Origin of the sequence: Leisingera sp. ANG-Vp, from assembly GCF_000813725.1 — a bacterium.
Taxonomy (GTDB): Bacteria; Pseudomonadota; Alphaproteobacteria; order Rhodobacterales; family Rhodobacteraceae; genus Leisingera.
In genome coordinates this window covers 18,302-33,441 of the sequence record NZ_JWLD01000037.1, presented here as the reverse complement: position 1 = coordinate 33,441, position 15,140 = coordinate 18,302, and the positions used below count along the sequence as shown (strand labels likewise).

Below are 15,140 nucleotides of genomic sequence, written 5' to 3'. Positions count from 1 at the left end.
CCGGCGGGCTAACCCATTGCAATGCGCCTGTTTCTTCTTGTCTCCCTCACCATGATCGCCTTTGCCGCGAACTCCATTCTCAGCCGTATGGCCATTGGCGCGGGGCATATGGATGCGGGCAGCTTTGGGCTGCTGCGGCTGGCTTCCGGGGCTGCCATGCTGGTGGTTCTGTGCCGGATGCAGGGGCTGGCGGTGCGTCAGGGCCGGGGGGCGAGCCTGAAGGGCGGCGCGGCGCTGACGCTCTATATTGCCGGGTTTTCATTGGCCTATCAGCAGCTTGATGCGGGACTTGGGGCGCTGGTTCTGTTCGGCGTGGTGCAGGTGTCGATGTTTGCCTGGGGTGCGTTGCGGGGCACGCCGGTCAGCGCAGGCCAGGTGGCAGGCGCGGTGCTGGCCTTTCTGGGGCTGGCCTATGTGGTCTGGCCCGATGGTTCCGGTGCGGTGCCGCTGGGTGCGTCGCTCCTGATGGCGGCGGCGGGGCTGGGCTGGGGGATCTACAGCATTCTGGGCCGCGGGGCGGCGCAGCCGCTGGCGGCAACGGCGGTGAATTTCCTGTGGTCGACAGCGATGTTCCTGCCGGTCGCGCTGTGGCTTGGGGGCAGCACGGTGACTGCATATGGCGCGGTGCTGGCGGTGCTGTCAGGCGCGGTGACCTCCGGCATGGGCTATGCGCTGTGGTACCGGCTGCTGCCGCAGATCCTGCCAGCGGTGGCGGCGACTGTGCAGCTGAGCGTGCCGGTGATTGCGATCCTGGCCGGGGCGGCGATGCTGGGCGAGGCGATCGGCCTGCGGCTGGTCTTTGGCAGCGCGGCGGTGCTGGGCGGCATCGCGCTGGTGGTGCTGCGGGCGCCTGGGCGCAAGGCGAGCGCTGCCAAATAGGCGCAGGGTCTTCCCTGTTCCGCCGCTTGCGCTTATCTGGGCGTCATGCGTGATGTTCTGAAATCCTTCCTTGCCGCGGCTGCGGCGCTGCTGCCGCTGCCTGCCGCCGCGGATTGCGTGATTCTGCTGCACGGGCTGGCGCGCTCCGAGGCGTCTTTTGTAGTGATGGAGGAAGTGCTGCAGTCGCGGGGCTACTCCGTTGTGCGGCCTGGCTACCCGTCAACCGAAGAGCCGGTGGAGGTCTTGGCGGACAGCGTGCTGCCCGATGCATTTGCTGCCTGCGGGGCGCAGAAAACCCATGTGGTAACCCATTCCATGGGCGGTATCCTGCTGCGTCACTGGCTGCAGGAAAATGAGCTGCGCAACCTTGGCCGGGTCGTAATGATGGGGCCGCCCAATCAGGGCAGTGAGCTGGTGGATAAGCTGGGGGACTGGGAGGTGTTCGGCTACCTGAACGGGCCTGCCGGGCTGCAGCTGGGCACTGGCGTGGACAGCCTGCCGAAACGTCTGCCGCCGGTGGCTTTTGAACTCGGCGTGATTGCCGGAAGCGAAACCCTGAACCCGGTTTTCTCGAATCTCATTCCGGGACCGGATGACGGCAAGGTTTCGGTGGAAAGCACCAAGGTGGAAGGTATGGCGGCGCATCTGACCCTGCCTGTCACCCATACATACATGATGAACAACCCGCAGGTGATGGCTCAGGCGCTGCATTTCTTGGAGCAGGGCCGGTTTGAGCCTGCGCTGAGCTGGCTGGACGCCGCGGAAGAGATTATTGCAAAGGCTTGCCAGCTGAACGGCGGCTGCGCCCGGGGGGCTGAGGAATGACGCTGGAACTGACCTTGCAAGGCGGCGATGTGCTGTGCCCGGATGGGCTGGAGACATCCGGGGAAATTGCCTTTGCCGGCGGTAAGATCGTTGCTGCGCCAGCGGGCCGGGCGGTGGACCTTTCAGGCTATCTGCTGCTGCCGGGGATCGTCGATCTGCACGGTGACGGTTTCGAACGCCATCTGGCGCCGCGCCGGGGGGCGATGAAGCAGATGGGGGAAGGCATCGTGGCTGCCGAGGCAGAGCTGGCGGCCAATGGCATCACCACCGCGGTTCTGGCGCAGTTCTACTCCTGGGAGGGCGGATTGCGCGGACCGGAGTTCGCCGCGCAGGTGTTTGAAGGTATCCAGGCGGTGCGATCCAGCCTGGTCACCGATTTGCTGCCGCAGCTTCGGTTCGAGATTCATATGCTGGAGGATTATGCCGGACTGGCCGCCAAAGTGGCTGCCTGGCAGGTGCCTTATGTGGTGTTTAATGACCACTTGCCGCATGACCGCCTGTCTCAGGGCAAAAAGCCGCCGCGCCTTACCGGCCAGGCGCTGAAGGCCGGGCGGAATCCAGAGGCGCACTGGCAGATGCTGAAGGATATGCATGCGCGGCGGAGCGAGGTGCCGGGTAATGCAGAGGCGCTGTGCGCCGAGCTGGCCGCGCAGGGTGTGCAGCTCGGCAGCCATGACGACCGCACGGCCGAAGACCGCGCTGTCTGGCGGGAGCGCGGCGCGCGTATCTGCGAATTCCCGGAAACGCTGGACGCGGCAGAGGCCGCGCGGGCGGCAGGGGACAGCATCATCCTCGGTTCGCCCAATGTGGTGCGGGGCGGTTCACATAAGGGCAACGCATCCGCTCTTGAGCTGATTGCCATGGGACTCTGCGACGCGCTGGCCTCGGACTATCATTATCCCAGCCCGCGCCGCGCTGCACTGATGCTGGCGCGATCCGGGGTGCTGGATCTGGCGGGCGCCTGGAAACTGGTGTCGGAAGGCCCGGCGCATGTTTTGCGGCTTGAGGACCGGGGCCGGCTGGAGACGGGCAAGCGGGCAGATATCCTGGTGCTGAACAAGGAAACCCGCAGAGTTGCTGCAACTGTTTGCGGCGGCCGGGTCAGTTACATGTCGGGAGATGTTGCGTCCAGGTTCCTGAGGTAAGCTGCGCCGCGCATCAGGCCGGATGGCCCTCTTTGCGGCGCGCGAAACCGGCGGAGCCGCTTTCACAAGGCCCTCGTTTTTGGGCCCTGCCGCTTCTTTCTGGTCAGAAATACTCCCGGGGTTTGGGGCAGAGCCCCAAGTCAGTCCTTGGTCCGGGGGCGGCGCCCCCGGACCAAGCCGCAGACGTCAGCTTTGCGGTTTCAGCACCCGGTTTACATGGCCCATCTTGCGGCCTGGCTTAGCCTCGGCCTTGCCATAGAGGTGGATAGCGCAGTCGGCTTCCTTTGCCAGCTCCGGGATGCGGTCCACATCATCGCCGATCAGGTTTTCCATCACCACATCGGAGTGGCGCTGGCCATCGCCCAGCGGCCATCCCGCAACGGCGCGGATGTGCTGTTCGAACTGGTCCACGGTGCATCCGTTCTGGGTCCAGTGGCCGGAGTTGTGCACCCGCGGGGCGATCTCGTTGACGATCAGGCCTTGGGGCGTCACGAACAGCTCAACCCCCAGCACGCCGACGTAATCCAGCGCATTCAGGATCTTGCCGGCCATCAGCACCGCGTCCATGCGCTGCGATTGGCTCAGGCGCGCGGGGATGGTGGTGGTGTGCAGGATGCCGTCGCGGTGGACGTTCTCGCCGGGATCGAAACAGGCGATTTCGCCACTGGTGCCGCGGGCCGCGATCACCGAGACTTCGTGGCTGAAGCTGACGAAGCCTTCCAGAATGGAGGGCGCGCCAGCCATGGCAGCCAGTGCTTCGCCTGCATCCTCCGGTACCTTGATGCGGGCCTGGCCTTTGCCGTCATAGCCGAAGCGGCGGGTTTTCAGGATCGACGGTGCGCCGATCTCTGCCAGGGCGGCATCCAGGCTGGCCTGGTCGGTAATGTCGGCAAAAGGAGCGGTTTGCAGGCCCAGGTCTTGCAGGAAGGTCTTTTCCGTCAGCCGGTCCTGGCTGATGCGCAGCGCCTCGCGGCCAGGGCGGATCGGCTTTTGCGATTCCAGGAGGTCCAGCGCCGAGGTCGGGATGTTTTCAAACTCATAGGTGATCACATCGACCGAGGCGGCGAAAGCGGCAAGCGCGTCGGCATCCTCGTAGCCTGCGGTGGTCACGCGGTCAGCGACATGGCCTGCGGGCGGGTTGGCACCGGGTTCAAAGATATGGGTCTTGAAGCCGAGACGGGAGGCCGCGACCGAAAGCATCCGGCCGAGCTGGCCGCCGCCGAGGATGCCGATCGTGGCGCCGGGAGCGAGGGTATCAGTCATCGGCGGGTTCCTCGGGGATCGAAGCGGAGAGCGCTTCGCGCCAGGCGTCGAGGCGTTCGGCCAGAGCGGGATCCTGCAATGCCAGGATGCCTGCGGCCATCAGGCCTGCGTTTGCAGCTCCTGCGGCACCGATTGCCATAGTGGCGACCGGGAAGCCCTTGGGCATCTGCACAATGGAGTAAAGCGAGTCGACGCCGGAGAGCGCGCGGGTCTGGACCGGCACGCCGACAACGGGGACGCGGGTTTTGGAGGCAACCATGCCGGGCAGGTGGGCAGCCCCGCCGGCGCCTGCGATGATCACCTGCAAGCCGCGGTCTGCTGCGGATTTGCCGTAGCTCCACAGCCGGTCCGGGGTGCGGTGGGCAGAGACGATCTTGGCCTCATAGGCAACGCCCAGTTCATCGAGAATATTGGCGGCTTCCTTCATGGTGGGCCAGTCGGATTGGCTGCCCATGATGATGCCCACTTTGATGTCGGCCATGGCTGGTGGCTCCTGTCGCGGCTTGTGGAGCGCGCACTATAGGCAAAGCCGCGATTTTCGCAATGTGGCTTGGACGGGAAAACAGCGCGATATGCCTTCTTTTCCGGGGGCTGGCGCTATACCGCAGGCTGATAGTAAGGAGCGGCTCCCGCCCGCTTGTGGAAACCGCGGTGCCGCGCCTGTGAGCAGACCCTTTGAACGGAACCTTTGGAACGCGTTCTGCACGATGTCTGCCCGGCCTGCGGGGGGCTTGCCGCTGGGGCTGGGGAACCATCCGGCCTCAACCCGGCGGGTGCATTCGACGTTCACCCGGGAAGAAATTGCCGCGCATGTGGCGCACATCCGGCACCTGAAACCTGAGGAGCGCTGCGCAGGGCCGCTTGCGCGGCCCCGCGTCTTTTCGGGATCAGTCCCGCTGCTGCGGCAGGATCAGGTTCAGCAGCAGGCCCGCGACGCCGGAGAGGCCGATGCCTGCGAGGGTGAAGCCCTCACCGAACTCAAGCGTCAGCCCGCCGAGGCCGATTATCAGCACGGTGGAGATGATCACCATGTTGCGTGCTTCTGACAGCGCTTCACCCAGTTTTGCGAGCACCGAGAGGCCCACCACAGTTACCATCCCGAACAAGAGGATCATGATACCGCCCATTACGGGCATCGGGATGGTAGAGAGCGCGCCCGACAGTTTGCCTGCGAAGGACAGTGCAATGGCAAAGAGAGCTGCCCAGGTCATGATCGCCGGGTTGAAGGCGCGGGTGAGGGTGACCGCGCCGGTCACCTCGGAATAGGTGGTATTCGGCGGCCCGCCCAAGAGCCCCGCGGCCGCGGTTGCCAGGCCGTCGCCTAGCATGGTGTTCTGGATGCCGGGCTTTTCCATATAATCGCGTTTGGTCACGCTGGAGATCGCCATGATGTCGCCGAAGTGCTCAATCGCCGGTGCTATGGCTACCGGCAGGATGAACAGGATCGCAGCGAGATTGAATTCCGGAGCAACGAAACCGGGGACCTTGAACCAGGGGGCCTCTGCAACGGCGGCGGTGCTGACCAGGCTTTCGCCGGAAACGGCACCCAGGATCAGGGCGGCAATGTAGCCCGCCGCGACGCCTGCCAGGATCGGCACAATGCGCATGATGCCGCGGCCGAGGATCGCGGTCAGCATCGTGGTGCCGAGCGAAATGGCGGCCAGCAGCAGGGCGGTATTGCGCGGCATCACCTGGGTGTCGCCCGCGAGGCCGGTCGCCATGTTGACGGCCACCGGCGCCAGCGACAGGCCGATGACCATGATCACCGGGCCAACCACCACTGGCGGTAGCAGCCGGTGCAGGAAGCCGGCGCCAAAGGCGCGGATGGCAAAGCTGAGCGCCACGTAGAGCAAGCCCGCTGCCGCCAGCCCGCCGGTGGTCGCCGCCATGCCCCAGGTCTGCACGCCGTAGATGATGGGGGCGATGAAGGCAAAGGAGGAGGCCAGGAACACTGGCACCTGGCCGCGGGTCACGATCTGGAAGATTAGCGTGCCAATGCCTGCAGTGAACAGAGCAACGCTTGGGTCCAGCCCGGTCAAGAGCGGCACCAGCACCAGCGCGCCAAAAGCAACAAACAGCATCTGGGCGCCGGTCAGCGCCTGCCTTGGGGAGAATTTATAGTCGGTGCCCTGGGCGTCGGGCATGGGGATCTGTTCGCTCGCAGCGGTCATTTGCAGGCTCGTCTTGTTGTTCAGAGGCTTGTTCCGGAAGGCCTTCTCAGGCTGCCCGGAAACAATCAGACCGCTCCTAGCCCGATTCCGCAGATTTGACCATCCGGTAAGAGCCGCCGGCAGCCTTGCGGCTGCCGGCGGCTCCGTTCCTTATGGCTGGCTGAAGAAGGCGGCCACTTCGGCGATGATCTGCTGGTGCTTGGCGGCCCGTTCCGCACCGCCGCCGGCGCAAATGATCTCGTCGCCGGGTTCGGCGTGCGCCAGGATTTCGAAACCGCCGGGCTTGCATTGGCCCAGGAAGTCGAAATGCGCCAGCGTTTCCGGTTCAATGTAGCGGCTGCCGGACGCAGGCAGCGCAGCGGCCAAAGTCCGGGATTCCCGGTCCAGCGTCAGCCCGGAGTTCATCACCGGCGCGCCGAAAATGAGCAGCGGACGGCGGATCGCGGCAAGGCTTTCCGGTGCAAAGCTTTGGGTGCCGCCAAGGTCGAACAGCGCAAACGCCTTGATCCGCGGATCGGAGAGGTCGGCTTCCATTTCCTGGCGGTCCTCTGGTGTTTGCGCCACTTGCCATCCGTTCAGGATGCTGCAGACCAGATCATCCGGCGCGGCCGTGCAGAACCGTTCCAGTCCTTCTGCATCATAGCGCGCTCCGGCCAGCAGCGCTGCAGTGAAGCCACCCAGTGAATGCCCTGCCATATAGATCCGCTGCGGGTCGGTGAGCCCGCGGGTTTCCGGCGCCGACAGCAAATAGTCGATCAGCCGGGAGATATCACGCGGCCGCTGCCAGAGCTGTCGGCTCAGCTCCGGATCCCGCGACCACGTCGACGTGCCGGGATGGCTGATTGCGGCCACTGCAAATCCCTGCCGGGCCAGTGCTGCGGCAAGCCAGCTCTGGTTCAGCGCATTGCCGTAGAGGCCGTGGGACAGCACCACCAGAGGAAACCGGCCTGCGGCGGGCGTTGCGCCTTTCGCCACCGGAACCGGTTCCCAGACCTTGCTGTCATGGATGGGCGCCAGCTCCCGGCTGTCTTCCGCCGGATACCACAGAAAGCCTTGCAGCCGCGGGCGGTTTTCGGTTGCCGGAACCTCAAGTTGCCGGAATCCCGGGTCATAGCCGCCGGCCTCAGCGCCAGCGGCAAGCCCCAGGCAGAAACAGGCCAGGGCGCCAATTCGGGTCAGGCCGCTGATACGGGCCAGGGAGGGGAGCAGGGATGTCATCAGGGTCTCCGGTTGCTGTGTCAGACCTGCCGCAAGCTGGGACGCTGGAGCAATTGCAGCAAGGGCACTCCCGGCCTATAGCTGTCCTGGAACCTGATGCAGGACAGCCGGACAGGGATCGAGGACAGATGGACAGCCCCGCTATGCTCACCTTTCCACTGCCTGTGCTTACAGCAGCCTTGTGCAGCGTGCTGGCGGGGCTGGTCTGGCGGGCAAGGCTGGGCTGCTGCCGGGCCAATCTGCTGTTCTCGGCCTTCTTTGTGCTCAGCGCCGTGTCGTCGCTGCTGGTCGGGCTGAGATTCGGCTATGGCATCAGCACGGTGCTGCCGTTGCAGCGGCTGATGCCGCTGTATTTTGGACCTCTGCTCTACCTGGGATTTGCGGCGCTGGCGCTGGAGCAGCGGGCCTTGGTGCGCATGGCTGTGCTGCATCTGTCTGCTCCGCTGGCTGCATTGGCGCTGTTCTGGCTGCTGGTCGCCGATCTGCGTCAGCTGGACTGGCTGATCAGCGCCAGCTACCTGATCTATGCGGCAGCGCTGCTGCGCTTGTGGCGCAAGGGGCCGGATGCGCTGGCGCAGGCGCGGCTGGACCGTGCAGCTGCGCTGAACCGCTGGACGCTGCGGGCGGCCGGGCTGCAGCTGTTCGTTCTGCTGCTGGACAGCGCCATTGCCATGGATTTTGCCTATTGGGGCGGTTTGCATGTGCCCGCGCTGATCTCGGCCGGCACTGTGCCGCTGCTTGCAATGCTGCTGGCGACGCTCTGCGCTTTGCCGCTGCTGTTTGCACCGCCGCAGGCAGCCGCGCGGCCTGCCAGGGTGGCGGCCAGGCAGGAAGAGGCGCTGGAGGCGCGGCTGCGCCGGCTGCTGCAGCAGGAGCAGCTGTACCTGGATCCGGAGCTGTCGCTGCAGCGGCTGGCGAAACGGCTGCATGTCCCCGCGCGGGAGCTTTCAGCTGCGGTCAACGGGACGCAGGCGCAGAATGTTTCGCAATACATCAACGGCTTCCGCCTGGCCCATGCCGCAAGCCTGCTGGCAGGCAGCGGCGAAAGCGTCACTGCCATTGCAGCGCAATCTGGTTTCCTGTCCCGCTCCAATTTCTACCGCGAGTTCCAGCGGGTCTACGGCGAGACACCGGCCGGTTACCGGAAGGCGCAAGAGGCGCAACCTGCACAGCGGCCTGCCGGGCTGCGCTGACGCGCAGTGCCCCCGGCAGGAGGGGGGGGCAGGATCCAAGCGCAGCAGGGCGGCTGTGCCTGTTCAGGAGCATGCTGCCGGAGAGGCCCTTGGCGAAGCGGCGGTGCCGCAGCGCGCCACCGGGCGCGCTGCCATGCCCAACGCCTTCGGGGGCAGCTATGCTGCACCCGGGAGGGGGCGGGAGAATTTGCGTTCCGGGGAAGTGCTGCGTTCTGCAGCTCACGCCCTGGCAGCTTCGGCGCAGGGGCTGCGGCGCCGGGAAACCGGCGCGGCGTCAGGCGATGATATCCGGGGTGAGCCGGTCTTCGATCAAGGCGATCTTATCCTTGAGGATGAGCTTTTGCTTCTTCAGGCGGCGGATGGTCAGCTGGTCGGAGGTGGCGCGCTCTTCCAGCGCGCTGATCGCCTCGTCCAGATCACGGTGCTGCCTGCGGAAAACCTCCAGCTCAACTTTCAGGACCTCATCGGTCTTCATCGACACATCTGTGGGTGCATTCATGGGCGACTCTGCAAAGCTGATGAATGAAGTACCGCCGAAGATACTTCGTTAACCGCATTTCCGCTAGACCTATAGGCACATGCTCTTGTGAATCCAAAAGGAACCACCCATATTCTTTTGGACGCGGCTGCCGGGACCGGGGCCGCACGCATCCGTCGCTTTGGCATAAAGGACGAACACACGTGTCGAAACTTACCTTGGGCTCCTACCCGCACATGCTGGGGTTCGAGCAGCTGGAACGCCTCCTGGAACGCTCGGCCAAATCGGGCAACGAAGGCTATCCGCCCTATAACATCGAACAGACTTCCGACTATTCCTACCGCATCACCCTGGCTGTGGCCGGCTTTGCCGAAGAGGATCTGGCGATCACCGTCGAGGACCGCCAGCTGGTGATCCGCGGCCGCCAGCGCGATGACAGCGAGGGGCGGGTGTTCCTGCACCGCGGCATCGCGGCGCGCCAGTTCCAGCGCATGTTCGTGCTGGCCGATGGTGTCGAAGTGGGCGAGGCGGTGATGGAAAACGGGCTGCTGCATGTGGATCTCACGCGCGCGCGGCCCGAAACCGTGGTCCAGACGATCAATATCAGAAAGGGGTAAGAGCAATGCATACACCGTTTGACTTCAAAGAAGGCGCCGACCGCACCGTCTATGTGAAACCGGTTGCGGTGGCGGATCTGCCCAAGGAGCTGCAGGAAAGCGCCGAAGGCCATAAGCAGCTTTATGCGGTGCATGACGCCGAGGGCAGCCAGCTGGCGCTGGTGGCCGGCCGCCGCCTGGCCTTCCTGCTGGCGCGGGAGCACGACCTGACACCGGTCGCGGTGCACTGAGAGGCTAGTAATCCCGGGTTTCTGCCTGAAAAAACTTGATTTTTACTGCATCAGGCTCCCAATTTGGGGGCCTGATTTGTTTCGGGGCGAGCCCCTGATCTATTCGTTTCAAGGAGATCCTTTCATGTTCCGGAGACTCCGGCTGTTTGCCGCCGCGCTGGGTTTTGCCGTGCTGGCAGCCCCGGCTGCTGCAGACCCGTTTGCAGATTGCCTGCGTAGCCAACTGCGGCATCTGGGCTATGCGCCCGGCCCGGCCAGCGGGGCGCTGGACAGGCGCACCCGAGCCGCTTGGCGCAAAATGGTGGCGCACAGGCGCCCGGAATTCGGGCGGGAACTGGCAAGGCTGCCGAAGCTGAACCAAAAAACGGCGATCCATTGGTGCCGGGAACTGACAGCGCTTGATCCTGGCCTGGCGATGTATCTTCCGTCGGAGCAAAAACCTGTCATCCACGCGGAATCCCGAGCGGTAGAGCAGGCGGTGCTGCGCAATTTAGCCTCCGTCCGCAAACATTTTGCCCGCCGCCACGGCATCACCTTGGCAGGCAACATCGGTATTGCCGCGGCTGGAAACCCCTGGACAGTTAATCAATACGCGGAATGGATCATGCGGGAGCTTCCGGCAGAAAAGATGACACTGGGTAATGCGATCAACCGGGCTTGCTCGGGGAAAGCGTTTCATGCCGCGGCCTTTCCGGATTGGCTGTATATTTGCTGGGATACCAAAAGGGCGCCAACTGCGAAATGGCTGCAGCGCAACCGGCTCTGGATGGGACCCGTTTTGGCACACGAATACATGCATCTCGTTCAGGCCGAACTGAGCGGCGGCCGCGCTTCGGCGCGCAACGCGCGGAAGTATCTTCACCTGATGGGGCCGGCATGGCTTGTTGAAGGCGCTGCCCAGGTTGTTGATGCACGCTATATGGAAACCGTTACCGGTCGTCGGAGGCCATCGCTTGAACGCCTGCGGCAGGACATTTCCAAAACCCCGCGCGATCTGCGGAGCCTGGCCAGCAAGCAGGCCTTGTCGTCGGCGCACGCCTACCAGACCTCCCATTTTGCCGCGCGGTTGCTGGCGGAACGCAGCGGCGAACGGTCCTTGTTCGAATACTGGCGCCAGATTGGTGCAGGCAAACGGCCTGAGAAAGCTTTCCAGGCGAGTTTTGGGATCCCGCAAAAAGCCTTCGAGCAGCAGTTTTACAGCCTTGCCGTGAATGGAAAAGCGGCGCAAGCGTTTGCGGAAGGTAAAGGCGGGGCGCCAGAATGATCAAGGCCGCGTTTGCCGGTTACCGACAGAACCTTCAGCTGCTTCTGTCGGGGCCGCACGCTGTCGGCATGAAGCGGTGGACGAAGGCCGTGCCGACTGGGAAACCTTCAAAAGGAATAAGACAATGAACACGTTTGATTTCGACTGGGTGGACGCGTTCTCGGACCGCGCCTTTGGCGGCAATGGCTGCGCTGTTGTGCATGGCGGCGCGCATTTGCCGGTGGAGGTTTGCACCGCTTACGTGCGGGAGACCTCGCTGGTGGAATGCACCTTTACCGGGCCCTCGGACGCGGCGGATGTGAAGGTGCGGTACTTCCTGGCCAGCCGCGAGATCCCCTTTGCCGGCCATCCGACCATCGCCACGGTGGCAGCAATGCGGGACCGGGGCTTGATTGACGGGGACAGCCTGACGCTGGAAACCGGGGCCGGGATTGTCGCGGTGACACTGGAGGGCAGTCTGATCGAGATGACCCAGGTGGCGCCGGAGTTCGGCCCCTATGCCGACCCGGATCTGGTGGCCGCGGCGGTGTCTTTGCCGGTTGAGGCTATCGTAGGGCGGCCGCAGAAAGTCTCGACGGGGCTGCCGTTCTGCGTGACGGTTCTGAAGGACCGTGCTGCGCTGGAAGCCGCAGAGCTGAACCTGGAGGCGCTGGCGGCGCTGGGCAAGTCGCTTGGTGCGGACGGCATCGACATGATGGAGCCCTTCCTGGTGGTGCTTGAGGGAGCATCTGAGGCGGGCGACACGTTCTCGCGCCTGCTGATGGCGCCGCCAAGCCCGCCGGAAGACCCGTTCACCGGTTCGGCCACTGGCGCCATGGCCTCATACCTGTGGCGGCATGGTCTGATGCGGAAGGCGGAGTTCACAGCCGAACAGGGCCATGGCCTTGGCCGCCCCGGCCAAGCGCGGGTGACGCGGGTTGGCTCGGCGGATGCCATCGAAGGCGTGCGGGTGGCCGGCGAGGGCTTTGTGCTGATGCGCGGCACGGTGGATTTGCCGGACGGCGTTTAGGATGGCCGCCGCCAGGGAGCGGCCCCTAAGGTCTGACCCGCAGGGGGCAGCCCTATTGCTGCAGCCTGCAGGGAACTTCTATTCGCCTGACAGGATTGCGTCGATCGCCCCTTCCGCGTGCAGGGCTGCAATCGCCCTGTTGAAATCCTCCAGGTACCGGGAGGCACCGGAGGCTTTTGACAACCCGAAATGGGATGTGCGGCTGGCCACCGGCCTGGCCAAGCGCTGTGCCTGGCCCTGCCAGCCGTTTATCTCAAGAATATGGCGCCCGACAGCAGCATCCGTAGCAACAAGGTCGACGCGCCCAAGCACCAGCAGCTCCATCAGGGTCTGGATGTCCCTGGCCCGGGTTATGCCCTGCCGGCCTTCAAAAGCGGCCTCCATTTCCTCATCGACATAAGAGCCGGTCAGCATCCCGAGGCGCAGATGCGAGATGGCGCTGAAACCGCCATCCCAGACGTAACTGTCTTCGAACTGGTCCGGCCGGTGCCACAGGACGGATTGCTCGTCAAATGTACCGTCGGTAAACGCCATGTACTCCAAGCGCTCCGGGTTGGGAAAAAGCGGCAGAATGCCGTCCACGGCGCCATTGCGGGCCTCTTGCTGGCATCTTTTCCACGGCAGGATTGTGACCGTTGCGGTCAGGTTTTCTATCCGGGAGGTGACGGCGTCCAGCAGTTCCACTTTCAAGCCATTGCTGGCCGGGCCGTATGTGCCGATAGTGTAAGGCGGATAAGGGTCGTAGCAAAAATTCAATTCTTCGGCCTGGGCCGTGGTTGCCGCGCACAGGGCGCTGAGCAGAAACGGTGCAATTTTTGTCACTGAGCTTCTCCTTTGTGAGGCTAAGTTACTCTTTAACCGGAATCGCTTAATGTGATATCAACCCGCGGGAGAAGTCAAAACGAGGGCAAAAGGATACTGAGTTGGCCATCGTTGACGATCAAAACAGGCAGCCCGCGGCCTCTTCCGCCTCCCGGAAACCTTGGTCTCTTGCATCCGCGTGGGCTGAAGGGCTGCGCAGCACTGTCGGACGCAGGTTTGCCTTTTGGACGATCCTGTGCAGCACGGTGCTGGCACTTTTCATGACATTCATCCAGCTGGGTGCTGATTATCACCGGGAAAAAGGCGATCAGGACGCGGCTTTGGACCGGATAAAAGTGTCGATACTGCCCAGCCTTGCCGAAAGCGTCTGGCTGCTTGATGAAAGCCTTATCCAGAGCCAGCTTGCCGGTATCGCCCAGATCGAGGGGGTCAGCAGTGTGGAAATCTCCGGTGCCGGGCTATCAGCCCCCGCTGCCGGGAGAGCGGCCGGGGCAGGCTACCGTATTGAGTTCCCCATTCTGCGCAAAGTGAATGGAGAAACGGACAATCTGGGTTCGCTGGTGATTTATGCGGATTACTCACGCATTTGGGGCAGGGTGCTGAACCGGGCGCTTGTTATCCTGGCAACCAACTTCCTGAAAACGGCGGTTGTGAGTTTTGCAATCCTGTTGATTTTCCAGCGCCTTGTCGGGCGGCATTTGTCCGCCCTGTCCAGATTTGCCAGCAGCTATGACCCGGAGGCGAAAGGGCAAAGGCTGGCACTGGAAGCGGTGCGGGCATTTCCAGGCGGCGGGGGCAGGTCCGAGTTTGAAACCCTTGAAAGAGCCATCAACCGGTGGAGCGAGGCAACGGAAAGGCATGTCGCACAGCTAAGGAATGCTAACCGTGAGCAAGCGGAGTTCACCTATGCTCTCTCCCATGATTTGAAGTCGCCGGTGAATACCATGGCGATGCTGATCGATGAGCTGGTTGAAGACGGCGTGCCAAACGAAGATGGGCTGGAAGTACTGGGAGACATGCGCGCCACAAATGCGCGGATGGGCGCGCTTGTTGATGATGTCCTCGGGTACTCGCGGCTTGTCCAGGGCGGATTTTCTGCTGAAACCGTTGATGTCTCAGTACTGGTCGAGGAGGTGTCCAAGGATCTGGCGGCAGACATCCGGGCGGCAGGCGCAACCATTGAAGCGGGGCGCTTGCCCGCGGTGTTTGGCCAGCCGGCGCAGCTGCGGCTTTTGTTTCAGAACCTGATTGCCAATGCAGTAAAATTCCGCCGGCCGGGCAAGGAAGCCATTGTGCGCCTGACCGCTGAGGTCAGTGCCAGTGATGTTGTGTTCAGGGTGGCCGACAACGGTATCGGTATTCCAAAGGAGTACCGCGAAACAATATTCGGCCTCTTCAAGAGGCTGCACGCACGGTCCGACTATGAGGGCTCGGGAATAGGCTTGGCCACGTGCCGCCGTGTGATGTTAAATCATGGCGGTACCATTTTCATAGAAGACGGAATTGATGGCGGAACGGCCATTATTCTGAAGTTCCCAAGGAGTTTAGATGACGAAGCCCATTAGGCTGGCGATCCTGATTGACGATGAAGAGATCGACCAGCGTCAATACCTGCGGACCATCAAGAAGTCGGGACTGGTGGAAGAGGTCCTGGTGTTTACCTTTGCGGATGAGGCGCTGGAGCATTTGAAGGCGAACCCTGAGCTGGAGGTTGATATCATTTTCCTGGATATCAACATGCCCAGAATGGATGGGTTTGAGTTTCTGGAGGCGGCGACCCAGGAAATCGGCGGCGGTTTCGCCAAAAACGTTGTGATCATGCTCACAACCTCGCTGAATCCGGACGACAGGGAGCGGGCCAAGCGTTTTGGGGTGGTGAAGGAGTTCTTCAACAAACCTCTGTCCGTGGAGCACATCGAGCAGGTTGTGAAACTGGTCACTTCGGATTAGCGGCTAGGCCTTGCGGGGCAGGGCTGGCGCTCCTTGCAAACGGAAACGGCCCGCCAAATGGCGGGCCGCTCTCTTT

16 protein-coding genes are annotated in these 15,140 nt (G+C 63.3%); 10 read left to right on the top strand and 6 right to left on the bottom strand.

The features are described from left to right. Positions 1–21 precede the first annotated feature (21 nt). From RA20_RS12620 to RA20_RS12610, 3 genes are read left to right on the top strand one after another with little or no spacing between them, the layout of a single operon-like run. Complete coding sequence (locus RA20_RS12620; protein WP_039129134.1) at positions 22–879, top strand: DMT family transporter; 858 nt, start codon at positions 22–24, stop codon at positions 877–879. Between the two features lie 45 nt (positions 880–924). Further along, complete coding sequence (locus RA20_RS12615) at positions 925–1,704, top strand: alpha/beta fold hydrolase (RefSeq protein WP_039129133.1); 780 nt, start codon at positions 925–927, stop codon at positions 1,702–1,704. Further along, positions 1,701–2,849: an alpha-D-ribose 1-methylphosphonate 5-triphosphate diphosphatase gene (locus tag RA20_RS12610; RefSeq protein WP_039129132.1), complete on the top strand. Its 1,149-nt coding sequence runs from the start codon at positions 1,701–1,703 to the stop codon at positions 2,847–2,849. Before RA20_RS12615 ends, RA20_RS12610 begins: the two co-directional genes overlap by 4 nt. 186 nt (positions 2,850–3,035) lie before the next feature. Here the strand turns inward: RA20_RS12610 and RA20_RS12605 are convergent, their stop codons facing one another. From RA20_RS12605 to RA20_RS12590, 4 genes are all read right to left on the bottom strand, one after another. After that, entirely contained in the window at positions 3,036–4,112 is a 1,077-nt protein-coding gene (locus RA20_RS12605) for a 5-(carboxyamino)imidazole ribonucleotide synthase (RefSeq protein ID WP_039129130.1), read from the bottom strand. Further along, positions 4,105–4,593, bottom strand: a complete 489-nt coding sequence (purE, locus tag RA20_RS12600; protein ID WP_039129129.1) for a 5-(carboxyamino)imidazole ribonucleotide mutase — start codon at positions 4,591–4,593, stop codon at positions 4,105–4,107. Before purE ends, RA20_RS12605 begins: the two co-directional genes overlap by 8 nt. 406 nt (positions 4,594–4,999) lie before the next feature. Beyond that, positions 5,000–6,256 (bottom strand): uracil-xanthine permease family protein, encoded by a 1,257-nt coding sequence (locus tag RA20_RS12595; RefSeq protein ID WP_193748837.1) that lies wholly within the window; start codon positions 6,254–6,256, stop codon positions 5,000–5,002. A gap of 177 nt (positions 6,257–6,433) precedes the next feature. Further along, a complete protein-coding gene (locus RA20_RS12590; RefSeq protein WP_152618508.1) occupies positions 6,434–7,501 on the bottom strand; it encodes an alpha/beta hydrolase family protein in 1,068 nt (355 codons plus the stop codon). A gap of 143 nt (positions 7,502–7,644) precedes the next feature. Between RA20_RS12590 and RA20_RS12585 the strand changes: the two genes are divergently transcribed. Further along, positions 7,645–8,694, top strand: a complete 1,050-nt coding sequence (locus RA20_RS12585; protein WP_206540110.1) for a helix-turn-helix domain-containing protein — start codon at positions 7,645–7,647, stop codon at positions 8,692–8,694. 274 nt (positions 8,695–8,968) lie between these two features. On the opposite strand, the gene RA20_RS12580 is transcribed toward RA20_RS12585, so the two are convergent. After that, positions 8,969–9,193: a YdcH family protein gene (locus RA20_RS12580; protein ID WP_039129125.1), complete on the bottom strand. Its 225-nt coding sequence runs from the start codon at positions 9,191–9,193 to the stop codon at positions 8,969–8,971. 182 nt (positions 9,194–9,375) lie between these two features. Here RA20_RS12580 and RA20_RS12575 point away from each other — a divergent pair, with 182 nt between their 5' ends. From RA20_RS12575 to RA20_RS12560, 4 genes are all read left to right on the top strand, one after another. Continuing rightward, positions 9,376–9,789, top strand: coding sequence for an Hsp20 family protein (locus RA20_RS12575; protein ID WP_193748212.1), 414 nt, complete (start codon positions 9,376–9,378; stop codon positions 9,787–9,789). A 5-nt stretch (positions 9,790–9,794) separates the two neighbouring features. Then, complete coding sequence (locus RA20_RS12570; RefSeq protein ID WP_039129122.1) at positions 9,795–10,019, top strand: DUF1150 family protein; 225 nt, start codon at positions 9,795–9,797, stop codon at positions 10,017–10,019. Between the two features lie 76 nt (positions 10,020–10,095). Then, complete coding sequence (locus tag RA20_RS12565) at positions 10,096–11,283, top strand: hypothetical protein (RefSeq protein WP_152618507.1); 1,188 nt, start codon at positions 10,096–10,098, stop codon at positions 11,281–11,283. Between the two features lie 124 nt (positions 11,284–11,407). After that, the gene (locus tag RA20_RS12560) at positions 11,408–12,292 is read left to right on the top strand and encodes a PhzF family phenazine biosynthesis protein (RefSeq protein WP_039129118.1); all 885 of its coding nucleotides are present in this window, start codon (positions 11,408–11,410) and stop codon (positions 12,290–12,292) included. Positions 12,293–12,370: 78 nt separating this feature from the next. Here the strand turns inward: RA20_RS12560 and RA20_RS12555 are convergent, their stop codons facing one another. Next, entirely contained in the window at positions 12,371–13,114 is a 744-nt protein-coding gene (locus RA20_RS12555; protein ID WP_039129115.1) for a substrate-binding periplasmic protein, read from the bottom strand. Between the two features lie 101 nt (positions 13,115–13,215). Here RA20_RS12555 and RA20_RS24675 point away from each other — a divergent pair, with 101 nt between their 5' ends. Next, the gene (locus tag RA20_RS24675; protein ID WP_152618506.1) at positions 13,216–14,679 is read left to right on the top strand and encodes a sensor histidine kinase; all 1,464 of its coding nucleotides are present in this window, start codon (positions 13,216–13,218) and stop codon (positions 14,677–14,679) included. After that, complete coding sequence (locus tag RA20_RS12545; RefSeq protein WP_039129110.1) at positions 14,663–15,064, top strand: response regulator; 402 nt, start codon at positions 14,663–14,665, stop codon at positions 15,062–15,064. Before RA20_RS24675 ends, RA20_RS12545 begins: the two co-directional genes overlap by 17 nt. Positions 15,065–15,140 lie beyond the last annotated feature (76 nt).

What these genes read in the sequence shown, in the direction of transcription:
- RA20_RS12605 (WP_039129130.1), bottom strand. Translation starts at nt 4,112, where the DNA reads ATGACTGATACCCTCGCTCCCGGCGCCACGATCGGCATCCTCGGCGGC.
- RA20_RS12580 (WP_039129125.1), bottom strand. Translation starts at nt 9,193, where the DNA reads ATGAATGCACCCACAGATGTGTCGATGAAGACCGATGAGGTCCTGAAA.
- RA20_RS12590 (WP_152618508.1), bottom strand. Translation starts at nt 7,501, where the DNA reads ATGACATCCCTGCTCCCCTCCCTGGCCCGTATCAGCGGCCTGACCCGA.
- RA20_RS12570 (WP_039129122.1), top strand. Translation starts at nt 9,795, where the DNA reads ATGCATACACCGTTTGACTTCAAAGAAGGCGCCGACCGCACCGTCTAT.
- RA20_RS12560 (WP_039129118.1), top strand. Translation starts at nt 11,408, where the DNA reads ATGAACACGTTTGATTTCGACTGGGTGGACGCGTTCTCGGACCGCGCC.
- RA20_RS12595 (WP_193748837.1), bottom strand. Translation starts at nt 6,256, where the DNA reads ATGCCCGACGCCCAGGGCACCGACTATAAATTCTCCCCAAGGCAGGCG.
- purE (WP_039129129.1), bottom strand. Translation starts at nt 4,593, where the DNA reads ATGGCCGACATCAAAGTGGGCATCATCATGGGCAGCCAATCCGACTGG.
- RA20_RS12620 (WP_039129134.1), top strand. Translation starts at nt 22, where the DNA reads ATGCGCCTGTTTCTTCTTGTCTCCCTCACCATGATCGCCTTTGCCGCG.
- RA20_RS12545 (WP_039129110.1), top strand. Translation starts at nt 14,663, where the DNA reads ATGACGAAGCCCATTAGGCTGGCGATCCTGATTGACGATGAAGAGATC.
- RA20_RS12610 (WP_039129132.1), top strand. Translation starts at nt 1,701, where the DNA reads ATGACGCTGGAACTGACCTTGCAAGGCGGCGATGTGCTGTGCCCGGAT.
- RA20_RS12585 (WP_206540110.1), top strand. Translation starts at nt 7,645, where the DNA reads ATGCTCACCTTTCCACTGCCTGTGCTTACAGCAGCCTTGTGCAGCGTG.
- RA20_RS12615 (WP_039129133.1), top strand. Translation starts at nt 925, where the DNA reads ATGCGTGATGTTCTGAAATCCTTCCTTGCCGCGGCTGCGGCGCTGCTG.